16 protein-coding genes are annotated in these 17087 nt (G+C 63.8%); 1 reads left to right on the top strand and 15 read right to left on the bottom strand.

The features are described from left to right. Positions 1-18 precede the first annotated feature (18 nt). Entirely contained in the window at positions 19-2574 is a 2556-nt protein-coding gene (locus tag ACIPZ5_RS07620; protein WP_400807606.1) for a PepSY domain-containing protein, read from the top strand. 66 nt (positions 2575-2640) lie between these two features. Here the strand turns inward: ACIPZ5_RS07620 and ACIPZ5_RS07615 are convergent, their stop codons facing one another. The 15 genes from ACIPZ5_RS07615 to hscB form a co-directional block, all read right to left on the bottom strand. After that, positions 2641-3432, bottom strand: coding sequence for an amidohydrolase (locus ACIPZ5_RS07615; protein ID WP_400807603.1), 792 nt, complete (start codon positions 3430-3432; stop codon positions 2641-2643). Beyond that, complete coding sequence (locus tag ACIPZ5_RS07610; RefSeq protein ID WP_343595465.1) at positions 3420-4568, bottom strand: pyridoxal phosphate-dependent aminotransferase; 1149 nt, start codon at positions 4566-4568, stop codon at positions 3420-3422. Before ACIPZ5_RS07610 ends, ACIPZ5_RS07615 begins: the two co-directional genes overlap by 13 nt. Positions 4569-4779: 211 nt before the next feature. Beyond that, on the bottom strand, positions 4780-6243 hold the full coding sequence (der, locus tag ACIPZ5_RS07605) for a ribosome biogenesis GTPase Der (protein ID WP_400807601.1): 1464 nt from the start codon (positions 6241-6243) through the stop codon (positions 4780-4782). A 115-nt stretch (positions 6244-6358) separates the two neighbouring features. Continuing rightward, positions 6359-7501: an outer membrane protein assembly factor BamB gene (bamB, locus tag ACIPZ5_RS07600; protein ID WP_343595467.1), complete on the bottom strand. Its 1143-nt coding sequence runs from the start codon at positions 7499-7501 to the stop codon at positions 6359-6361. Next, positions 7502-8140 (bottom strand): tetratricopeptide repeat protein, encoded by a 639-nt coding sequence (locus tag ACIPZ5_RS07595; RefSeq protein ID WP_343595469.1) that lies wholly within the window; start codon positions 8138-8140, stop codon positions 7502-7504. 39 nt (positions 8141-8179) lie between these two features. Further along, positions 8180-9469: a histidine--tRNA ligase gene (gene hisS, locus ACIPZ5_RS07590; protein WP_400807598.1), complete on the bottom strand. Its 1290-nt coding sequence runs from the start codon at positions 9467-9469 to the stop codon at positions 8180-8182. A 24-nt stretch (positions 9470-9493) separates the two neighbouring features. After that, on the bottom strand, positions 9494-10603 hold the full coding sequence (ispG, locus tag ACIPZ5_RS07585; protein ID WP_261942755.1) for a flavodoxin-dependent (E)-4-hydroxy-3-methylbut-2-enyl-diphosphate synthase: 1110 nt from the start codon (positions 10601-10603) through the stop codon (positions 9494-9496). 3 nt (positions 10604-10606) lie between these two features. Next, positions 10607-11641, bottom strand: a complete 1035-nt coding sequence (locus ACIPZ5_RS07580) for a RodZ domain-containing protein (RefSeq protein WP_400807596.1) — start codon at positions 11639-11641, stop codon at positions 10607-10609. Beyond that, positions 11638-12399 (bottom strand): type IV pilus biogenesis/stability protein PilW, encoded by a 762-nt coding sequence (gene pilW / locus ACIPZ5_RS07575; protein ID WP_400807594.1) that lies wholly within the window; start codon positions 12397-12399, stop codon positions 11638-11640. The genes ACIPZ5_RS07580 and pilW overlap by 4 nt, the downstream gene beginning before the upstream one ends. A gap of 13 nt (positions 12400-12412) precedes the next feature. Next, positions 12413-13558 (bottom strand): 23S rRNA (adenine(2503)-C(2))-methyltransferase RlmN, encoded by a 1146-nt coding sequence (gene rlmN / locus ACIPZ5_RS07570; protein WP_400807592.1) that lies wholly within the window; start codon positions 13556-13558, stop codon positions 12413-12415. A 28-nt stretch (positions 13559-13586) separates the two neighbouring features. Further along, the gene (gene ndk / locus ACIPZ5_RS07565; protein WP_011532343.1) at positions 13587-14012 is read right to left on the bottom strand and encodes a nucleoside-diphosphate kinase; all 426 of its coding nucleotides are present in this window, start codon (positions 14010-14012) and stop codon (positions 13587-13589) included. A gap of 89 nt (positions 14013-14101) precedes the next feature. After that, positions 14102-14302 (bottom strand): Fe-S cluster assembly protein IscX, encoded by a 201-nt coding sequence (gene iscX, locus ACIPZ5_RS07560; protein ID WP_016393987.1) that lies wholly within the window; start codon positions 14300-14302, stop codon positions 14102-14104. 10 nt (positions 14303-14312) lie between these two features. Beyond that, positions 14313-14654, bottom strand: a complete 342-nt coding sequence (gene fdx, locus ACIPZ5_RS07555) for an ISC system 2Fe-2S type ferredoxin (RefSeq protein WP_054887566.1) — start codon at positions 14652-14654, stop codon at positions 14313-14315. Between the two features lie 3 nt (positions 14655-14657). After that, positions 14658-16520: a Fe-S protein assembly chaperone HscA gene (gene hscA / locus ACIPZ5_RS07550; protein ID WP_343595481.1), complete on the bottom strand. Its 1863-nt coding sequence runs from the start codon at positions 16518-16520 to the stop codon at positions 14658-14660. Positions 16521-16562: 42 nt separating this feature from the next. After that, positions 16563-17084, bottom strand: a complete 522-nt coding sequence (gene hscB, locus ACIPZ5_RS07545) for a co-chaperone HscB (RefSeq protein ID WP_027920280.1) — start codon at positions 17082-17084, stop codon at positions 16563-16565. Positions 17085-17087: the final 3 nt, after the last annotated feature.

Below are 17087 nucleotides of genomic sequence, written 5' to 3'. Positions count from 1 at the left end.
CTACACAAGGTGAGAGATGTGGTGAAGAAGACACTGTTCCAGCTGCACTGGTTCTTTGGCATTACCGCTGGCCTGGTGCTGGCCTTGATGGGCATCACCGGTGCGCTGTACTCGTTCCAGGAAGAGCTGCTGCGCGCCTTCAACGTCGATGTGCTCAAGGTCGAGGTGCGCGCCGAGGGCGTGCTGCCACCGGCCGAGCTGGTGCGCCGGGTCGAGGCTGAGCAAGGCGACAAGGTGTCGATGTTATGGGTGGACGTGCGCGAAGGCAACGCCGCGCGGGTGTTCTTCACACCACCGCCGGGTGAACGCCGCGGCGCACTGCGCTATGCCGACCCGTATACCGGCGAGCTCAAGGGCGAGGCCAGCGGGCAAGGCTTCTTCAACCTGATGCTGACCCTGCACCGCTTCCTCGCCATGGGCGACACTGGCCGCCAGATCACCGGTGCCTGCACCCTGATGCTGGTGTTCTTCTGCCTGTCCGGCCTGTACCTGCGCTGGCCGCGCAAGGCGCTGAACTGGCGCACCTGGCTGACCTTCGACTGGGCCAAGAAAGGCCGCGCCTTCAACTGGGACCTGCATGCCGTAGCCGGTACCTGGTGCCTGCTGTTCTATCTGCTGTTCGCGCTGACCGGTCTGTTCTGGTCCTACGAATGGTATCGCTCAGGGCTTAACAAACTGCTGGCAGACGAACCCGCCGCCGGGCAGCAGCAGAAGCGTGGCGAAGGCCGTGGCCGCCACGGGCCACCCAAGGTCGACAAGAACGCGCCGCCGCTGGTGGTCGACTACGACGCCATCTGGGCCAACCTCAAGGACGCTGCCGGCCCGGGCCTGGCCATGTACAACCTGCGCCTGCCGCCGGCGGGCGGCCAGCCGGCCAACCTGTTCTATCTGCTGGAGGACGCCGCCCACCCGCGCGCGTTCAACACCCTGGTGCTCGACCCGGCCACCGGCCAGGTCAAAAGTCAGGACCGCTACACCGACAAGTCGTTCAAGGCGCAGCTGCTGCAGAGCGTCTACGCCCTGCACGTCGGCGAATACTTCGGCCTGCCGGGGCGCATCATCGTCACCCTCGCCAGCCTGACCATGCCGCTGTTCTTCGTCACTGGCTGGTTGCTGTACCTCGACCGCCGGCGCAAGAAGCGCCAGGTGCGTGCCGCCCGCGACAATGTCGGCAGTACCCAGGCCAGCGGCGACAGCTGGCTGATCGGCTTCGCCAGCCAGAGTGGCTTAGCCGAGCAGCTGGCCTGGCAAAGTGCCGGGCAGTTGCAGGCCGCCGGCTTGCCGGTACAGGTACGCGCCCTGGCCGACCTGGGTGAAGACGAGTTGCGCCAGACGCGCCGCGCCCTGTTCGTGGTCAGCACCTTCGGCGACGGCGAAGCGCCCGACAGCGCCCGCGGCTTCGAACGCAAGGTCCTCGGCCAACCCTGGGCACTGAGCAACCTCAACTATGCCCTGCTCGCCCTTGGCGACCGCCAGTATCCGCACTTCTGCGGCTTCGCCCGGCGCCTGCAGGCGTGGCTTGCCGAGCGTGGCGCCAGCAGCGCATTCAGCCCGGTGGAAGTGGACAACGCTGACCAGGCCGCCCTGCAACAGTGGCAGCAGGAACTGGCGCAACTGACCGGTGCCCAGCCCGTCAGCGCCTGGCAGCCGCCAAGTTTCGGCAACTGGACCCTGGTGCAGCGCGACCTGCTCAACCCAGGCAGCCAGGGCCAACCGGTCTACCTGCTGGGCCTGCAACCCGAGCAACCGGCCAGCTGGGAAGCCGGAGATCTGGTGGAAATCCTGCCACTCAATGGCCAGCCACGGATCGATGCGTTCCTCGACGGCATGGCACTGGACGCCAAGGCCATCGTCCACATCGAAGGCCTGCAGCAAGCCTTGGGCCAGACGTTGGCTGGCCGCCAGTTGCCAAGCCGTCGCGATCACCTGATCGGCCTGCACCCGCAAGCGCTGGTCGATGCATTGGTGCCGATCGGCAGCCGCGAGTATTCGATTGCCTCGATCGCCAGCGATGGCGTGCTGCAACTGATCGTACGCCAGGAGCGCCATGCCGACGGCAACCTCGGCCTGGGTTCCGGCTGGCTGACCGAGTACCTGCCGCAGGGCGGCACCTTGAGCCTGCGCCTGCGCCGCAACAGTGGTTTCCACCTCCCGGACACGGCGGCACCGATGATCCTGATCGGCAACGGCACCGGCCTGGCTGGCCTGCGCAGCCTGATGCGGGCGCGGATCAATGCTGGCGAACAGCGCAACTGGCTGCTGTTTGGCGAACGCAACCGGGCGCATGACCTGCTGTGTGGCGCAGAGCTGCAGAGCTGGCTCGACAGCGGCGACCTGGCGCGGCTGGACTTGGCGTTTTCGCGGGATCAGGCCGAGAAAGTGTATGTGCAGGATGTGCTGCTGCAGCACGCCGAGGAACTCAAGCGCTGGGTGGCTGACGGGGCTTGCGTGTATGTCTGCGGCAGCCTGCAAGGGATGGCGGCTGGCGTGGATGCAGCGCTCAAGGGCATTCTTGGGGAAGAAGCGGTGCAGCAGCTCGTCGAGGATGGGCGGTATCGGCGGGATGTGTACTGATCGGACGTTGAGGTAACCAAGGGCCGGCCTCTTCGCGGGCAAGCCCGCGAAGAGGCCGGCTCTGTATTAGTGCAGCTCGAAGGTATCGGCATCCAGGTTGGCCGGGAACTTGGTGCGGTAGGCCGCCAGCTCCGCCGCGCTCAACACTGCAGTGAACACCCCGTCGGCCTCCCCTGCACTGAGCAGGCTTTCGCCCTGGAAGTCCAGCACCTGGCTGTCGCCGGAATAGGCAAAGCCTTTGCCGTCCGTACCCACCCGGTTCACTGCCGCCACATAGCACAGGTTCTCGATACCCCGCGCCGGCAACAGCCGGTTCCAGTGCTGGCGCCGTGCCGCGGGCCAGTTGGCGGTGTACAGCAGCAGGTCGGTGTCCTGGGCATCACAGCTCCACACCGGGAAACGCAGGTCGTAGCAGATCAGCGGGCGCACCCGCCACCCCTTGACCTCGAACTGCACCTGGCGCTCACCCGGGGTGTAGTGCTTGTGCTCGCCCGCCATGCGGAACAGGTGGCGCTTGTCGTAATGCAGGATCTCGCCATCCGGCCGCGCCCACAGCAGGCGGTTGCGGTGGCTGCCGTCGGCGGCCTGGATGATCACGCTGCCGGTAATCACCGCATCGATGCGCTTGGCCTGGGCCTTGAGCCATTTGTAGGTCGGGCCGTTCTCAGGCTCGCACAAGGCTTCCGACTGCATGGAAAAACCCGTGGTGAACATCTCCGGCAGCACCACCAGATCGGCACCACGGGCCTGGTCCAGCAACACCTCGAAATGCGCGTAGTTGGCCTCACGGTCATGCCACGCCAGGGTGGTCTGGACCAGGGCGACTTTCAGGTTGGGCAGTGCACTCAGATCGCGCATAGTTTTTCCGCTGCCTGACGCAGCGTCTCCTCACGTTTGGCAAAGCACAGGCGCACCAGGCGTTGCTCGGGGATGGGTTGCTGGTAGAACACCGACACCGGGATGGTCGCCACACCGTGTTCACGGGTGAGCCACAAGGCCATGTCGACATCGTTCAGGTCGGGGCGGATCTGCGAGTAGTCCACCAGCTGGAAATAGGTGCCTGCGGTGCGGGTAAAGCTGAAACGTGAGCCTTCGAGCAGGTCGCAGAACAGGTCGCGCTTGGCCTGGTAGAAGGCCGGCAGCTCATCGATGTGCTCCGGGTGCTCGGCCATGAAGTCCGCCAATGCGCATTGCAGCGGCGTCACGCCGCAGAAGTTGACGTACTGGTGCACCTTGCGCAGCTCGGCGCTCAAGGCCGGCGGCGCTATCACGTAGCCGGTTTTCCAGCCGGTGACGTGGTAAGTCTTGCCGAACGAACTGACGACAAATGCCCGCTGGTACAGCTGCTCGTGGGCGAGCACGCTGGCATGGCGCACGCCGTCGTAGACCAGGTGCTCGTAAACTTCGTCGCTGACCAGGTAGATATCGCGGTCGCCGATCAGCCGCGCCAGCTGGTCGAGGTCTTCACGGCTGATCAGCGCACCGCTGGGGTTGTGGGGTGAGTTGAGGATCACCATCCGCGTGCGTGGGCTCAGGGCATCGCTGAACTGCTGCCAGTCGATGCGGAAGTCACCGTCGCTCAGTTGCACATGCACGCAACGCCCGCCCGCCAGCTCTACAGAAGGCTCGTAGCTGTCGTAGCAGGGATCAAAGACGATCACCTCGTCGCCGGCGTGGATTACCGCCTGAATGGCGCAGAAGATCGCTTCGGTAGCGCCTGGGGTGATGGTCACTTCCTGGTCGGCATCGACCTGGGCGCCATACAGCCGCGCGACCTTGGCCGCCACCTGCTGGCGCAAGGCCGGCAAACCGGTCATCGGCGAATACTGGTTATGCCCGGCGGCCACGTGTCGGCCGACTGCATCGAGCAGTGCCTGCGGGCCGTTGAAGTCGGGGAAACCTTGGGACAGGTTGAGCGCGCCGGTCTGCATGGCGAGCTGGGACATGGTGGTGAAGATGGTCGTGCCGACATTCGGCAGTTTGCTGCGGATCATGGAGCCCTCTTTCCTGGGGTGTATCCGGCACGGGGTGGAGTCCGAGCATAGCGGATCGAGCGGTCAGGAAAAAGGTTGAAACAATAGGGGGATTGCGCTGGATCAAAGGCCCCATTCGCGGGCAAGCCCGCTCCCACATGAACCTCACAGATTTCGAATACTGTGCATTACCTGTGGGAGCGGGCTCGCCCGCGAAGAAGCTGACGCGGAATCAGCGCTTGTCGCGGCGCTTCTTCTCGGCCTTCTTGTGGTGCGACATCAAGCGGCGCTTCTTGTTGACCTGGCGATCGGTGAGGGTGTTCTTCTTGCCCTCGTATGGGTTCTCACCGCCCTTGTACTCGATGCGGATCGGCGTACCGACCAGCTTCAGCACGCGGCGGTAGGTGTTTTCCAGGTAACGCGAGTACGACTTCGGAATCTTGTCGGTCTGGTTGCCGTGGATCACGATCAGCGGCGGGTTGGCACCACCGAGGTGGGCATAGCGCAGCTTGATGCGGCGGCCATTGACCAGCGGCGGCTGGTGCTCGCTGACGGCATCTTCGAGGATCTGCGTCAGGCGGCTGGTCGGCCAGCGGGTGACCGCCGACTTGAACGCGGCCTGCACCGACTTGTACAGGTGGCCCACGCCGGTGCCGTGCAGGGCGGAAATGAAGTGGATGTCGGCGAAGTCGACGAAGAACAGCCGGCGCTCCAGCTCGGTCTTCACGTAGTCGCGCTCGCCCGACTCCATGCCATCCCACTTGTTCAGGGCGATGACGATGGCGCGGCCGGCTTCCAGGGCGAAGCCCAGCAGGTTGAGGTCATGGTCGACCACGCCTTCGCGGGCATCCATGACGAAGATCACCACGTTGGCGTCCTTGATCGCCTGCAGGGTCTTCACCACCGAGAACTTTTCGACTTCCTCGTGGATCTTGCCGCGCTTGCGCACACCGGCGGTGTCGATGAAGGTGTACTTCTCGTCATCACGCTCGAACGGGATGTAGATACTGTCGCGGGTAGTGCCCGGCTGGTCGTACACCACCACGCGCTCTTCACCGAGCATGCGGTTGACCAGGGTCGACTTGCCCACATTCGGGCGGCCGATGATGGCGATCTTGATGCCGTCCTTTTCGCTCGGGCCTGGAATGCGCACCGCTTCCTCGCCTTCGGCGACCTCGGCGTCCAGTGCTTCCTCGACCTGGTCACGCGGGATGTGGCCAAGCACAGCTTCCATCAGCGCGTTGATGCCACGGCCCTGGGAGCCGGCCACCGGAATGGCGTTGCCCATGCCCAGCGGCGAGAACTCGGCGCAAGCGACGTCGGCGTCGATGTTGTCGATCTTGTTGGCGACCAGGATCGCCTCTTTGTTGCGCTTGCGCAGGTGCTCGGCAATCATCTGGTCGGCGGCGGTCATGCCGGCGCGGGCGTCGACCAGGAACAGCACATAGTCGGCTTCTTCGATGGCCATCAGCGACTGCTCGGCCATCTTCTCGTCCATGCCCACTTCGTCACCGGTGATACCGCCGGTGTCGATGAGGATGAAGGAACGACCCTGCCAGGTGGCATCACCATACTGGCGGTCGCGGGTCAGGCCCGACAAGTCACCGACGATGGCATCGCGGGTCTTGGTCAGGCGGTTGAACATGGTGGATTTGCCGACGTTCGGGCGGCCCACCAGGGCGATTACGGGAACCATCGGCTCTCCACTCTAGAATTCTTGAAAATGCAAAGGCCGCTGCAAGGCAGCGGCCGGAGTTCGGGCGGCGTATCCTACGCCGCGGCCTGAAGCCGGCAAGGCTTCAAGCATAGCTTCAGCGGATGGTCAGTGCCTCGAGCTTGCCGCTGTTGCCAAAGACGTAGATGGTGTCGCCGACCACAAGTGGGCGGGCGCGCAGGCCATCGCTGTCGATACGTTCACGGCCGACGAAACGGCCATCGACCTGACTCAGCAGGTGCAGGTAACCCTCGAAGTCACCGACCGCCACGTAGCTGGAGAACACCTCGGGGGCGGTCAGCTGGCGGCGAGCCATCGAATCGTTGCTCCACAGGGCGCTGGAAGAGCGCTCATCGACGCTTTCAACGGTACCGGTAGCTTCGCTGACATAGACGTTGCCAAAGCCCTGGGCGACACCCACGTAGCTGGAAGCATCACGCTGCCACAGTACGCGTCCGCTTTCGAGGTCCAGGCCCGCTACACGGCCCTGGTAGGTGCTGACATACAGGGTACCACCAGACAGCAGCAGGCCACCGTCGATGTCGACCACGCGGTCCAGCTCGGAACGGCCCTGCGGGATGGCCACGCGGCTCTCCCACACCGGCACACCGTTGTTGATGTCCACCGCCACCACCTTGCCGGTGGACAGGCCGGCGACGGCCAGGCGGTTGGTGGCGATCGGCGCGCCGGTGCCACGCAGGGTCAGCACGGCCGGGGTATTTTCGTAGATCCAGCGGCGGTCGCCGGTAGCGGCGTCCAGGCCGATCAGGCGGTCATCCTGGGTCTGCACAACCACAACGTCACCGTTGTTGGCGGGCGGAGCCAGCACTTCGCTGGTGACGCGCGCTTTCCAGCGCTCCTCACCGGTGCTGGAATCCAGGGCGATCACTTCACCCTTGAGGGTGCCGAGCATGACCAGGCCATAGCCGACACCGACCGCGCCGGAAACCGGCTTGTCCAGGTCCTTCTTCCACACCACGTCACCGGTGATGCGGTCGAGGGCGAAGACTTCGCCGTTGACGTCCGATGCGTAGATACGGTCGTTCTCGATGGCCGGAACCAGGGTGTTGTAGGTTTCGCCCTGGCCGTCACCGATCGAACGACTCCACTGCTTTTTCAGCACCACTTCTTCGGTGAACTTGGTGAGCTCGGCCGGAGGCAGTTCCTTCTTGCTGTTGCTGCTGCAACCTGCGGCCAGCACGGCCAGGGTCAGCACTGCTGCTTGTTTCCAACCGATCACTTACGCGTCCCCTTTGGCCAGGTCATCCAGCTTCAGTTGCAGGCCACCGACCGCTGCTTCGTCAGACAGCGCGGCCTTGGCTTTTTCGTAGGCACTGTGGGCATCGTCGCCGCGACCCAGCTGCACCAGCAGGTCACCCTTCAATTCTTCGCGGCTGGCCAGGAACGCCTTGTCAGCGTCGCCGTCGAGCAGCTTGAGGGCCTCTTCGGCCTTGTTCTGGGCGGCGAGCACACGTGCCAGGCGCTGGCGCGAGATTTCACCCAGGGTGACGTCAGCCGGCTTGTCCAGCACGCTTTTCAGCTCGGCAGCAGCGTCGTCGAGCTTGCCGCTCTCGACAGCGACCTTGGCCACGAACAGGCTGCCGTACTGGGCGTACGCCGTACCGCCGAACTCGCTCTTGAGCTTGCCGGCCAGTTCCGCGACCTTGGTTGCGTCAGGCTGGCCACTTGGCGTCAGGCTGGTCTCAAGCAAAGCCTGATACAGCTGCGAGGCACCTTGCGACTGGTTGCTCTGGTACTTGTGCCAGGTATTCCAGCCCAACACCACCACGCCAGCCAGCAGGGCACCGGTCAGCAGCGGCTTGCCGTTGCGGTTCCACCAGTCCTTGACCCCTGCCAGTTCATCATCGGTACTCGACACCCCAATACTCCTTTTCGCCTATTCGCTTGTTGAACCGCGTTACGCCTGAGCGATCGCGGTTTCCAGGTGCTCAGCCAGAGCATCCCAGGCAATGTTCTGTTGTTCGCCCTGACCACGCAGGGGCTTCAAGCCGATCTCTTGCTTGGCCAGCTCGTCGTCGCCGAGGATCAGGGCGAACAGCGCGCCGCTCTTGTCGGCTTTCTTGAACTGGCTCTTGAAGCTGCCGCCACCAGCATTGACCGCCAGGCGCAGGCCCGGCAAGCGGTCGCGCAGGCCTTCGGACAGGCGCAGGCCGGCCAGTTCCGCCTGCTCGCCAAAGGCGCACAGGTACACGTCGATGGTGCGGTTGATCGACTCCGGGACCTTGCCGAGGGTTTCCAGCAGGAGAATCAGGCGCTCGATACCCATGGCGAAACCAACACCAGTGGTCGGCTTGCCGCCCATTTGCTCGACCAGGCCGTCGTAACGGCCACCGGCGCAGACGGTGCCCTGGGCGCCGAGCTTGTCGGTGACCCACTCGAACACGGTCTTGCTGTAGTAGTCCAGGCCACGTACCAGCTTGGTGTTGATCACGAACGGGATGCCGGCTGCGTCGAGGCGCGCCTTGAGGCCCTCGAAGTGCACGCGGGAATCTTCGTCCAGGTAGTCTTCCAGCTTCGGCGCGCCGACCAGCACCGCCTGGGTGCCCTGGTCCTTGCTGTCGAGGATGCGCAGCGGGTTGCTCTTGAGGCGGCGCTGGCTGTCTTCGTCGAGCTGCTCCAGGCGCGCCGAGAGGAACTCGACCAGCGCGTCACGGTAGCGGGCGCGGGCTTCGCTGGTGCCCAGGCTGTTGAGCTCGAGCTTGACCGCGTCCTGGATGCCCAGCAAACCCCACAGGCGCCAGGTCAGCATGATCAGCTCGGCGTCGATGTCCGGGCCGTCCAGGTTGAACACTTCCACGCCAATCTGGTGGAACTGACGGTAGCGGCCTTTCTGCGGGCGCTCGTGGCGGAACATCTGGCCGATGTACCAGAGTTTCTGCACCTGGCCGTTGCCAGTGATGCCATGCTCCAGTACAGCGCGCACGCAGGCGGCCGTGCCTTCAGGGCGCAGGGTGAGCGAATCGCCGTTGCGGTCCTCGAAGGTGTACATCTCTTTTTCGACGATGTCGGTGACTTCACCGATCGAGCGCTTGAACAGCTCGGTGAATTCGACGATCGGCGTGCGGATCTGGCTGTACCCGTAGGTGTCCAGCAGGCCGGCAACGGTGCCTTCGAAGTAGCGCCAGAGCGGCGAATGCTCTGGCAGGATGTCGTTCATGCCACGGATGGCTTGCAGCGATTTGCTCACGAAAAGTCCTTACGAATCTGTGTGTCAGCTGCGCGCGATCAGCGCCGCGTCAGCCTCGACCTTTTCGGCCGCTTTCTGGCGGATGAGCTTCTCCAGCTCATCGACCAGGTTGTCATTGGTCAGCTTCTGCGCCGGCTTGCCGTCGATGTAGACCAGGTTCGGCGTACCACCGGTCAGCCCCACGTGGGACTCCTTGGCTTCACCCGGGCCGTTGACCACGCAACCGATCACCGCCACATCCAGCGGTACCAGCAGGTCTTCCAGGCGCCCTTCCAGCTCGTTCATGGTCTTGACCACATCGAAGTTCTGCCGCGAGCAGCTCGGGCAGGCGATGAAGTTGATGCCACGCGAACGCAGGTGCAGCGACTTGAGGATGTCGTAGCCGACCTTCACTTCCTCGACCGGGTCGGCCGCCAGCGAGATACGGATGGTATCGCCAATGCCTTCGGCCAGCAGCATACCGAGGCCGACAGCGGATTTCACCGTCCCGGAGCGCAGGCCACCGGCTTCGGTGATGCCCAGGTGCAGCGGCTGGATGATCTGCTTGGCCAGCAGGCGGTAGGCTTCGACGGCCATGAACACGTCCGAGGCTTTGACGCTGACCTTGAAGTCCTGGAAGTCCAGGCGGTCGAGGTGCTCCACGTGGCGCAGGGCCGATTCGACCAGCGCGGCCGGGGTCGGCTCGCCGTACTTCTTCTGCAGGTCCTTTTCCAGGGAGCCGGCGTTGACACCGATGCGGATCGGGATGCCGCGGTCGCGGGCGGCATCGACCACCGCGCGCACGCGGTCTTCACGGCCGATGTTGCCGGGGTTGATGCGCAGGCAATCGACACCAAGCTCGGCCACACGCAGGGCGATCTTGTAGTCGAAATGGATGTCGGCAACCAGCGGCACAGTGACCAGCTGCTTGATCTTGCCGAACGCCTCGGCGGCGTCCATGTCCGGCACCGAAACACGGACGATGTCGACGCCGGCATCGACCAGGCGCTGGATCTGCGCCACGGTGGCCATGACATCGTTGGTGTCGGTGTTGGTCATGCTCTGCACCGCGATGGGGGCATCACCACCCACCGGCACATTGCCGACCCAGATTTTGCGGGATTCGCGACGTTTGATCGGAGATTCGCCGTGCATGACTTACTGTCCCAACTTCAGGCGAGCGGTCTCGCCACTGGTGAACGGGGCAACATCGACGGCCTGGCCGTTGTAGCTGACCTGGGCGCCACGGGCAAAGCCCAGACGTACCGCGAATGGCGGCTTGCCAGTCAGCTCGAGGTTGTCCCCCTTGCGCTTGATGGCGCTGAACAGCACCTTGCCGTTGCCATCGGACACCTGGGTCCAGCAATCGGCGGTGAACTGGATTGCAACCTTGGCGCTACCGGCCGGCACGGCCGCAGGGGCGGCAGGCTCGGTGGCGGCGATGGCTGGCACGCTGGCCACCGGCGCGGCCGGGGCTGCTACCGGAGCGGCCGGGGCCGGGACCGGGGTTGGCGCAACAGCATGGGCCGGCGCCTGCTGAGCAGGTGCAGGTGCAGGTGCCGGTGCCGGTGCAGCAGCGGCCGGGGCGGCCTCGCCGGTGGTTTCGGCAGCTGCCTCGGCAGGGGCCTGCTCCAGCGGCAGCGGCGCGCTTTCGGGCTGCTGGCCCGCCGTTACGGCCTGGTCTTCAGGCTCGTCCAGCGGGTGGATCTGGGTGGTGCCGTCGGCACTTTCAACTTCTACGTGCTCGAGGGCGATCTTGGCCAGGTCCTTGCCTTTCATGCTGCCCTGGTCCTGCCACCAGATGAAGCTGCCGCCGACCACGGCGACCAGCAGCAACAGGGTGACACCGCGCATGATGTTGTGCGAAAGACGCACGGGTTCTTCGATACGACCCAGCGAATGCACTTCGCTGCCTTTCGCGTGGGTGCCGGTGTACTGGTCGAACGCCTCGACCAGCGGAGCCTGGTCCATGTCCATCAACTTGGCGTAGGCGCGGATATAACCGCGGGCGAAAGTGTGCCCGGGCAGCTTGTCGAAGGCGCCGGTTTCCACGTGGTTCAGCGAACTTACGGTGAGGTTGAGCTTGCGGGCCACCTCGGCTTGCGACCACTCCCGTTTCTCGCGGGCCTGGCGCAACAGCTCACCGGGGTTCTGGCCAGTCGCTGCTGCTACTTCGGGATGCGCGGCTTTCATCGTTGCTCCGACAGGTATTGCTGATATTCCGGCGTACCGGGATAAAGTCGTTGTAATTGCTGGCCCAGTTCGGCCAGGGTGCCCTGCTCGTCGAATACCCGGGCAAGACGGCTGCCCAGCAGAAGGCTACGGGCGTTGTGATCACTCAACTGGCTGAAACGATCGTAGTAGTCTCGGGCCGGCACATAATGCCTGTTTTCGTAGGACAACTCAGCCATTTCCAGCAACGCTCTGGGTTGGCGCTGGTTAAGTTGCAGGGCCTTGGTCAGATACGCATGTGCCTGGTCGCGATCGTCGAGCTTCAAGGCCGTCAGGCCAAGGTTCTCGTACACCCGCGAGCGCTCAGGATACAGGGTATCGGCACTGGCCAGGCGAAACATCTGCTCGGCTTCGGCAAAACGTTGCTGAGCATATAGGAAACTGCCGTAATTGTTGCGAATTCGCGTGTCGTCCGGGTGGGAAGCCAGCGCTTTTTTGAAGTGTGCCTCGGCAAGGGCAGGTTCACCTTCGGCCTGGAACACCAGAGCAAGAGCCGCGTGGGCATCGGCATCCCCGGGATCCAGCGCCAAGGCCTTGCCCAATGGGGCCTTGGCCTGTTCGGTCAAACCTTGTTGCAAATAACCCAGGCCAAGCTGCGTGTAGGCCCTCCCCGCCTCCGTACGCCCCTGGCGGTTGGCCAGGGGGTCGCTCGCGCCGCCCGACACGCAGCCGGCCAGCAGCGAAAGCGCAAGGATCGACAGCGCGGCGCGCAGGCTCATGGCAAGGCCGGACTCAGTGGCGCACTGCGCTGTCTTGCAGATCGGCGTCAGCGGACAGCTGGCGGACGGCGATGTAGCGCTCGCTGCGGCGGGTACGGTCATTGACCTGGCCGACCAGCTGACCACAGGCGGCGTCGATATCGTCGCCACGGGTGGTGCGGGTGGTGACGTTGAAACCACCATGGTGCAGCAGATCCTGGAAGCGGCGGATCGCGTTGTTGCTCGGGCGCTCGTAACCCGAGTGCGGGAACGGGTTGAACGGGATCAGGTTGATCTTGCACGGAACGTCGCGCAACAGTTCGATCATCTGTGCCGCATGCTCAGGCTGATCGTTGACGTCTTTGAGCAGGGTGTATTCGATGGTCAGCACGCGCTTGCCACCCAGGGTCGACATGTAGCCCATGCACGACTCGAGCAGCATCTTCAGCGGGTACTTCTTGTTGATCGGTACCAGCTGGTTGCGCAGTTCGTCGTTCGGCGCGTGCAGCGACAGTGCCAGGGACACGTCGATGTGCTTGGCCAGCTCGTCGATCATCGGCACCACGCCCGAGGTGGACAGGGTGACGCGACGCTTGGAAATGCCATAGCCAAGATCTTCCATCATGATCTTCATGGCGGCGATGACATTGTCGAAATTCAGCAGAGGCTCGCCCATGCCCATCATCACCACGTTGGTAATCGCGCGGTCGATCTTGGCAGGGACGGTCCCGAAGGATTTGTTGGCAAGCCACACCTGGCCGATCACTTCGGCGGCGGTGAGGTTGCTGTTGAAGCCTTGCTTGCCGGTGGAGCAGAAGCTGCAGTCCAGGGCACAGCCGGCTTGCGACGAGACGCAGAGCGTGCCGCGGTCGTCGGTTGGGATGTAGACGGTCTCGACACAGCTGCCGGAGGCAACGCGAACCACCCACTTGCGGGTACCGTCGGCGGAAATGTCTTCGCTGACCACTTCCGGCCCCCGAATCTCGGCAACGGCCTCGAGCTTTTCACGCAGGACCTTGCCGACATTGGTCATGGCGGCGAAATCATCGACGCCATAATGGTGAATCCACTTCATCACCTGGCCGGCGCGAAAGCGCTTCTCCCCGATCGAGTCGAAGAACTGTTCCATTTCCTGCAGGGTCAGCCCCAACAGGTTGATTTTGCCGGTAGATGTCGTCATGGATTCACCTTCACCCTTAAGCTTTCGCTTAGCGAGTGGTTACCTCGGTAGCAGCGAAGAAGTAAGCGATTTCGCGAGCAGCAGCAGCTTCGGAGTCCGAACCGTGAACGGCGTTGGCGTCGATCGACTCGGCGAAGTCAGCACGGATGGTGCCTGGAGCAGCTTCTTTAGGGTTGGTAGCGCCCATCAGCTCACGGTTCAGAGCGATGGCGTTTTCGCCTTCCAGAACCTGAACAACGACCGGACCGGAAGTCATGAAGGCAACCAGGTCACCGAAGAAGCCACGAGCGCTGTGCTCGGCGTAGAAGCCTTCGGCTTCGGCTTTGGACAGTTGCTTGATTTTCGAGGCAACGATTTTCAGACCAGCTTCTTCAAAGCGAGTGGTGATCTTGCCGATGACGTTCTTGGCAACGGCGTCAGGCTTGATGATCGAGAAAGTACGTTGAACAGCCATGGAAAACTCCAGAATATGAGTGTTACGAAAAATTAAACCCGCGAATTATACGCGGGTTCCAGGGGATTGCCTAACCTGCAGCTTCACGCTTAGTCGGCTTCTTCGATCCAGGCCGCCTGGATGGCCTCGAGCACTTTCTCACCGCCGCGTGACGGATCGTCGCTGAATTCTGGCAAGGCCAGCACCCAACGGTGCAGATCGACGAAATTCACATATTTAGGATCGACTTCCGGCTTGCTTTCCGCAAGCTGGATGGCGATCTCAAGTACATCAATCCATTTCAGGCTCATGGGGCAAACCTCAGTGCGGCGCTTCGGCAGCGTGGTTGAGCGAATACTTGGGAATCTCGATGGTGAGGTCGTCCTCACCGACGATGACCTGGCAGGCCAGGCGCGATTGCGCCTCCAGGCCCCAGGCCTTGTCCAGCATATCCTCTTCCAGCTCGTCGGCTTCTTCGAGCGAGTCGAAGCCTTCGCGCACGATGCAGTGGCAGGTGGTGCAGGCGCACACACCGCCACACGCGCTTTCCATCTCGATGTGGTGTTCGTGGGCCAGTTCCAGGATGTTGGTCCCTGGCTCCACCTCAACCACCAGCCCGTCCGGGCAGAACTTCTCGTGCGGCAGGAAAATCACCTGGGGCATCGGTTACTCCTCGATCTCATTCAGGTTGCGCCCGGCCAGTGCGGCTTTGACCGTCGAATCAAGGCGACGGGCGGCAAAGGCATCGGTCACTTGCGACAGACGCTTGGTCTGCTGCTCGATGGCTGCGCCATCGGTGCCGCTGAGCAAATCACGCAATTCTTGCATCTGGTACTCGATGGCTACCCGCTCGTCTTCGCTGAGCAGGCGATCACCGTCGGCATCCAGGGCACCCTGCACCGCTTCGAGCAGGCGTTCGCCATCGACCTGGTGCTCGCGCAGCTGGCGCGCCTGCTTGTCGGAGCCTGCGTGCTCGAAGGAATCCTTGAGCATGCGGGCGATCTCGCCGTCGGTCAGGCCGTAGGACGGTTTGACCTGGATGCTGGCTTCCACGCCCGAGCCCAGTTCGCGGGCGGCAACGCTGAGCAGGCCGTCGGCATCGACCTGGAAGGTCACGCGAATCTTGGCGGCGCCGGCAACCATGGCAGGAATGCCACGCAGCTCGAAGCGCGCCAGGGAGCGGCAGTCGCTGATCAGCTCGCGCTCACCCTGCAGGACGTGAATCATCATGGCCGACTGGCCATCTTTGTAGGTGGTGAATTCCTGGGCGCGGGCCACCGGAATGGTGGTGTTGCGCGGGATCACCTTCTCCATCAGCCCGCCCATGGTCTCAAGGCCCAGGGACAGCGGGATGACGTCAAGCAGCAGCAGTTCGCCACCTTCGCGGCGGTTGCCAGCCAAGGTATCGGCCTGGATGGCGGCGCCAATGGCCACCACCTGATCCGGGTCGATCGACGTCAGCGGGGTGCGACCAAAAAGCGCGCCCACCGCCTCACGCACACGCGGCACGCGGGTCGAACCACCGACCATCACCACTGCACCCACCTCTTCCATCTCGACACCGCTGTCGCGCACGGCGCGTCGGCAGGCTTTCAGGCTGCGGGCAACCAGTGGCTCGATCATGGCTTCGAAGGCAGCGCGGCTCAGCTCGCCCTGCCAGGCGCCATGGCTGACGCTGACGCTATCGGCATCGGTCAGGGCCTCTTTGGCGGCGCAGGCGGCCTGCAGCAGCTGGCGCTGGGTGGCCGGGTCGAGATCGGCGGACAGACCGGCCTGCTCGATGATCCAGCCAGCGATGGCGTGGTCGAAATCGTCACCGCCCAGGGCGGTATCGCCACCGGTAGCCAACACTTCGAACACACCGGCGGTCAGGCGCAGGATGGAAATATCGAAGGTACCCCCACCCAGGTCATAGATGGCGACAAGGCCTTCGGCATTCTGGTCCAGGCCATAGGCCACGGCGGCGGCGGTCGGCTCGTTGAGCAGGCGCAGCACGCTCAGGCCGGCAAGGCGCGCAGCATCCTTGGTGGCCTGGCGCTGGGCGTCGTCGAAATAGGCCGGCACGGTGATCACCGCCCCCACCAGCTCACCACCCAGGGTGGCTTCGGCACGCTCGCGCAACACCTTGAGGATGTCGGCCGACACCTCCACCGGGCTTTTCGGCCCCTGGACAGTGTCGATGAACGGCATGTGCGACTCGCCGCCGATGAAGCGGTACGGCAGTTGCTCGCCGAGCTGCTTGACGTCTGCCAGGCCACGGCCCATCAGGCGCTTGACCGACAGCACGGTGTTCAGCGGGTCGCTGGAAGCCGCTTCGCGCGCGGCCAGGCCGACTTCGCTGTGGCCAGCCAGGTAACGCACCGCCGACGGCAGAATGACGTTGCCCTGCGCATCGGGCAGGGGCTCGCTACGACCGCTGCGCACGGCAGCGACCAGAGAATTGGTGGTACCCAGGTCGATCCCCACCGCCAGGCGGCGCTGGTGCGGCTGAGGGCTTTGACCGGGTTCGGCGATCTGCAGTAGGGCCATGCTTATCTGAATACCTTAGGCGTCATCACGGACGACACCGGGTTAATCGTCGAGGCGCTCTTCCAGTTGGCGCACTTCTTGGGCGAGCTTGTCGAGGAACTGCATGCGGCGCATCAGGCGCTCGGCCTTGTCGCGCTCGGCAGGCACATCCCAGCAGGCGGCGAAATCCTCGTTGAGCGTGTCCTGAGCGGCCTTCAGGCGCTTCTTGAACACAGCTACGCCATCGAGGTCGGCTTCGTCCTGCAGCTCTTCGAGCTCTTCGCGCCACTGCATCTGCTGCAACAAGAAGTCAGGGTCATGGACCGTGACCTCCTGGGGCACTTCGTGGCCACCGATTGCCAGCAGGTAGCGGGCACGGCGCGGCGCACTGCGCAGGGTCTGGTAGGCGTCGTTGAGAGCCGCGGATTTTTCCAGCGCTACCCGCTGCTCGCGCTCGGAGGCGTCGGCAAAGCGGTCCGGATGAACCTCGCGGGCCAGCTCGCGATAGCGAGTGGCCAGTTTGTCGAGATCCAGGCGGAAGCAGGGCTGGAGGTCAAACAGAGCGAAATGACAAGGAGTACCCACGGC

The organism is Pseudomonas sp. NPDC089428 (genome assembly GCF_044749325.1).
Lineage (GTDB): Bacteria > Pseudomonadota > Gammaproteobacteria > Pseudomonadales > Pseudomonadaceae > Aquipseudomonas.
The sequence above is the reverse complement of the archived record's forward strand: the minus strand, read 5'-3'. Positions and strand labels throughout refer to the sequence as shown.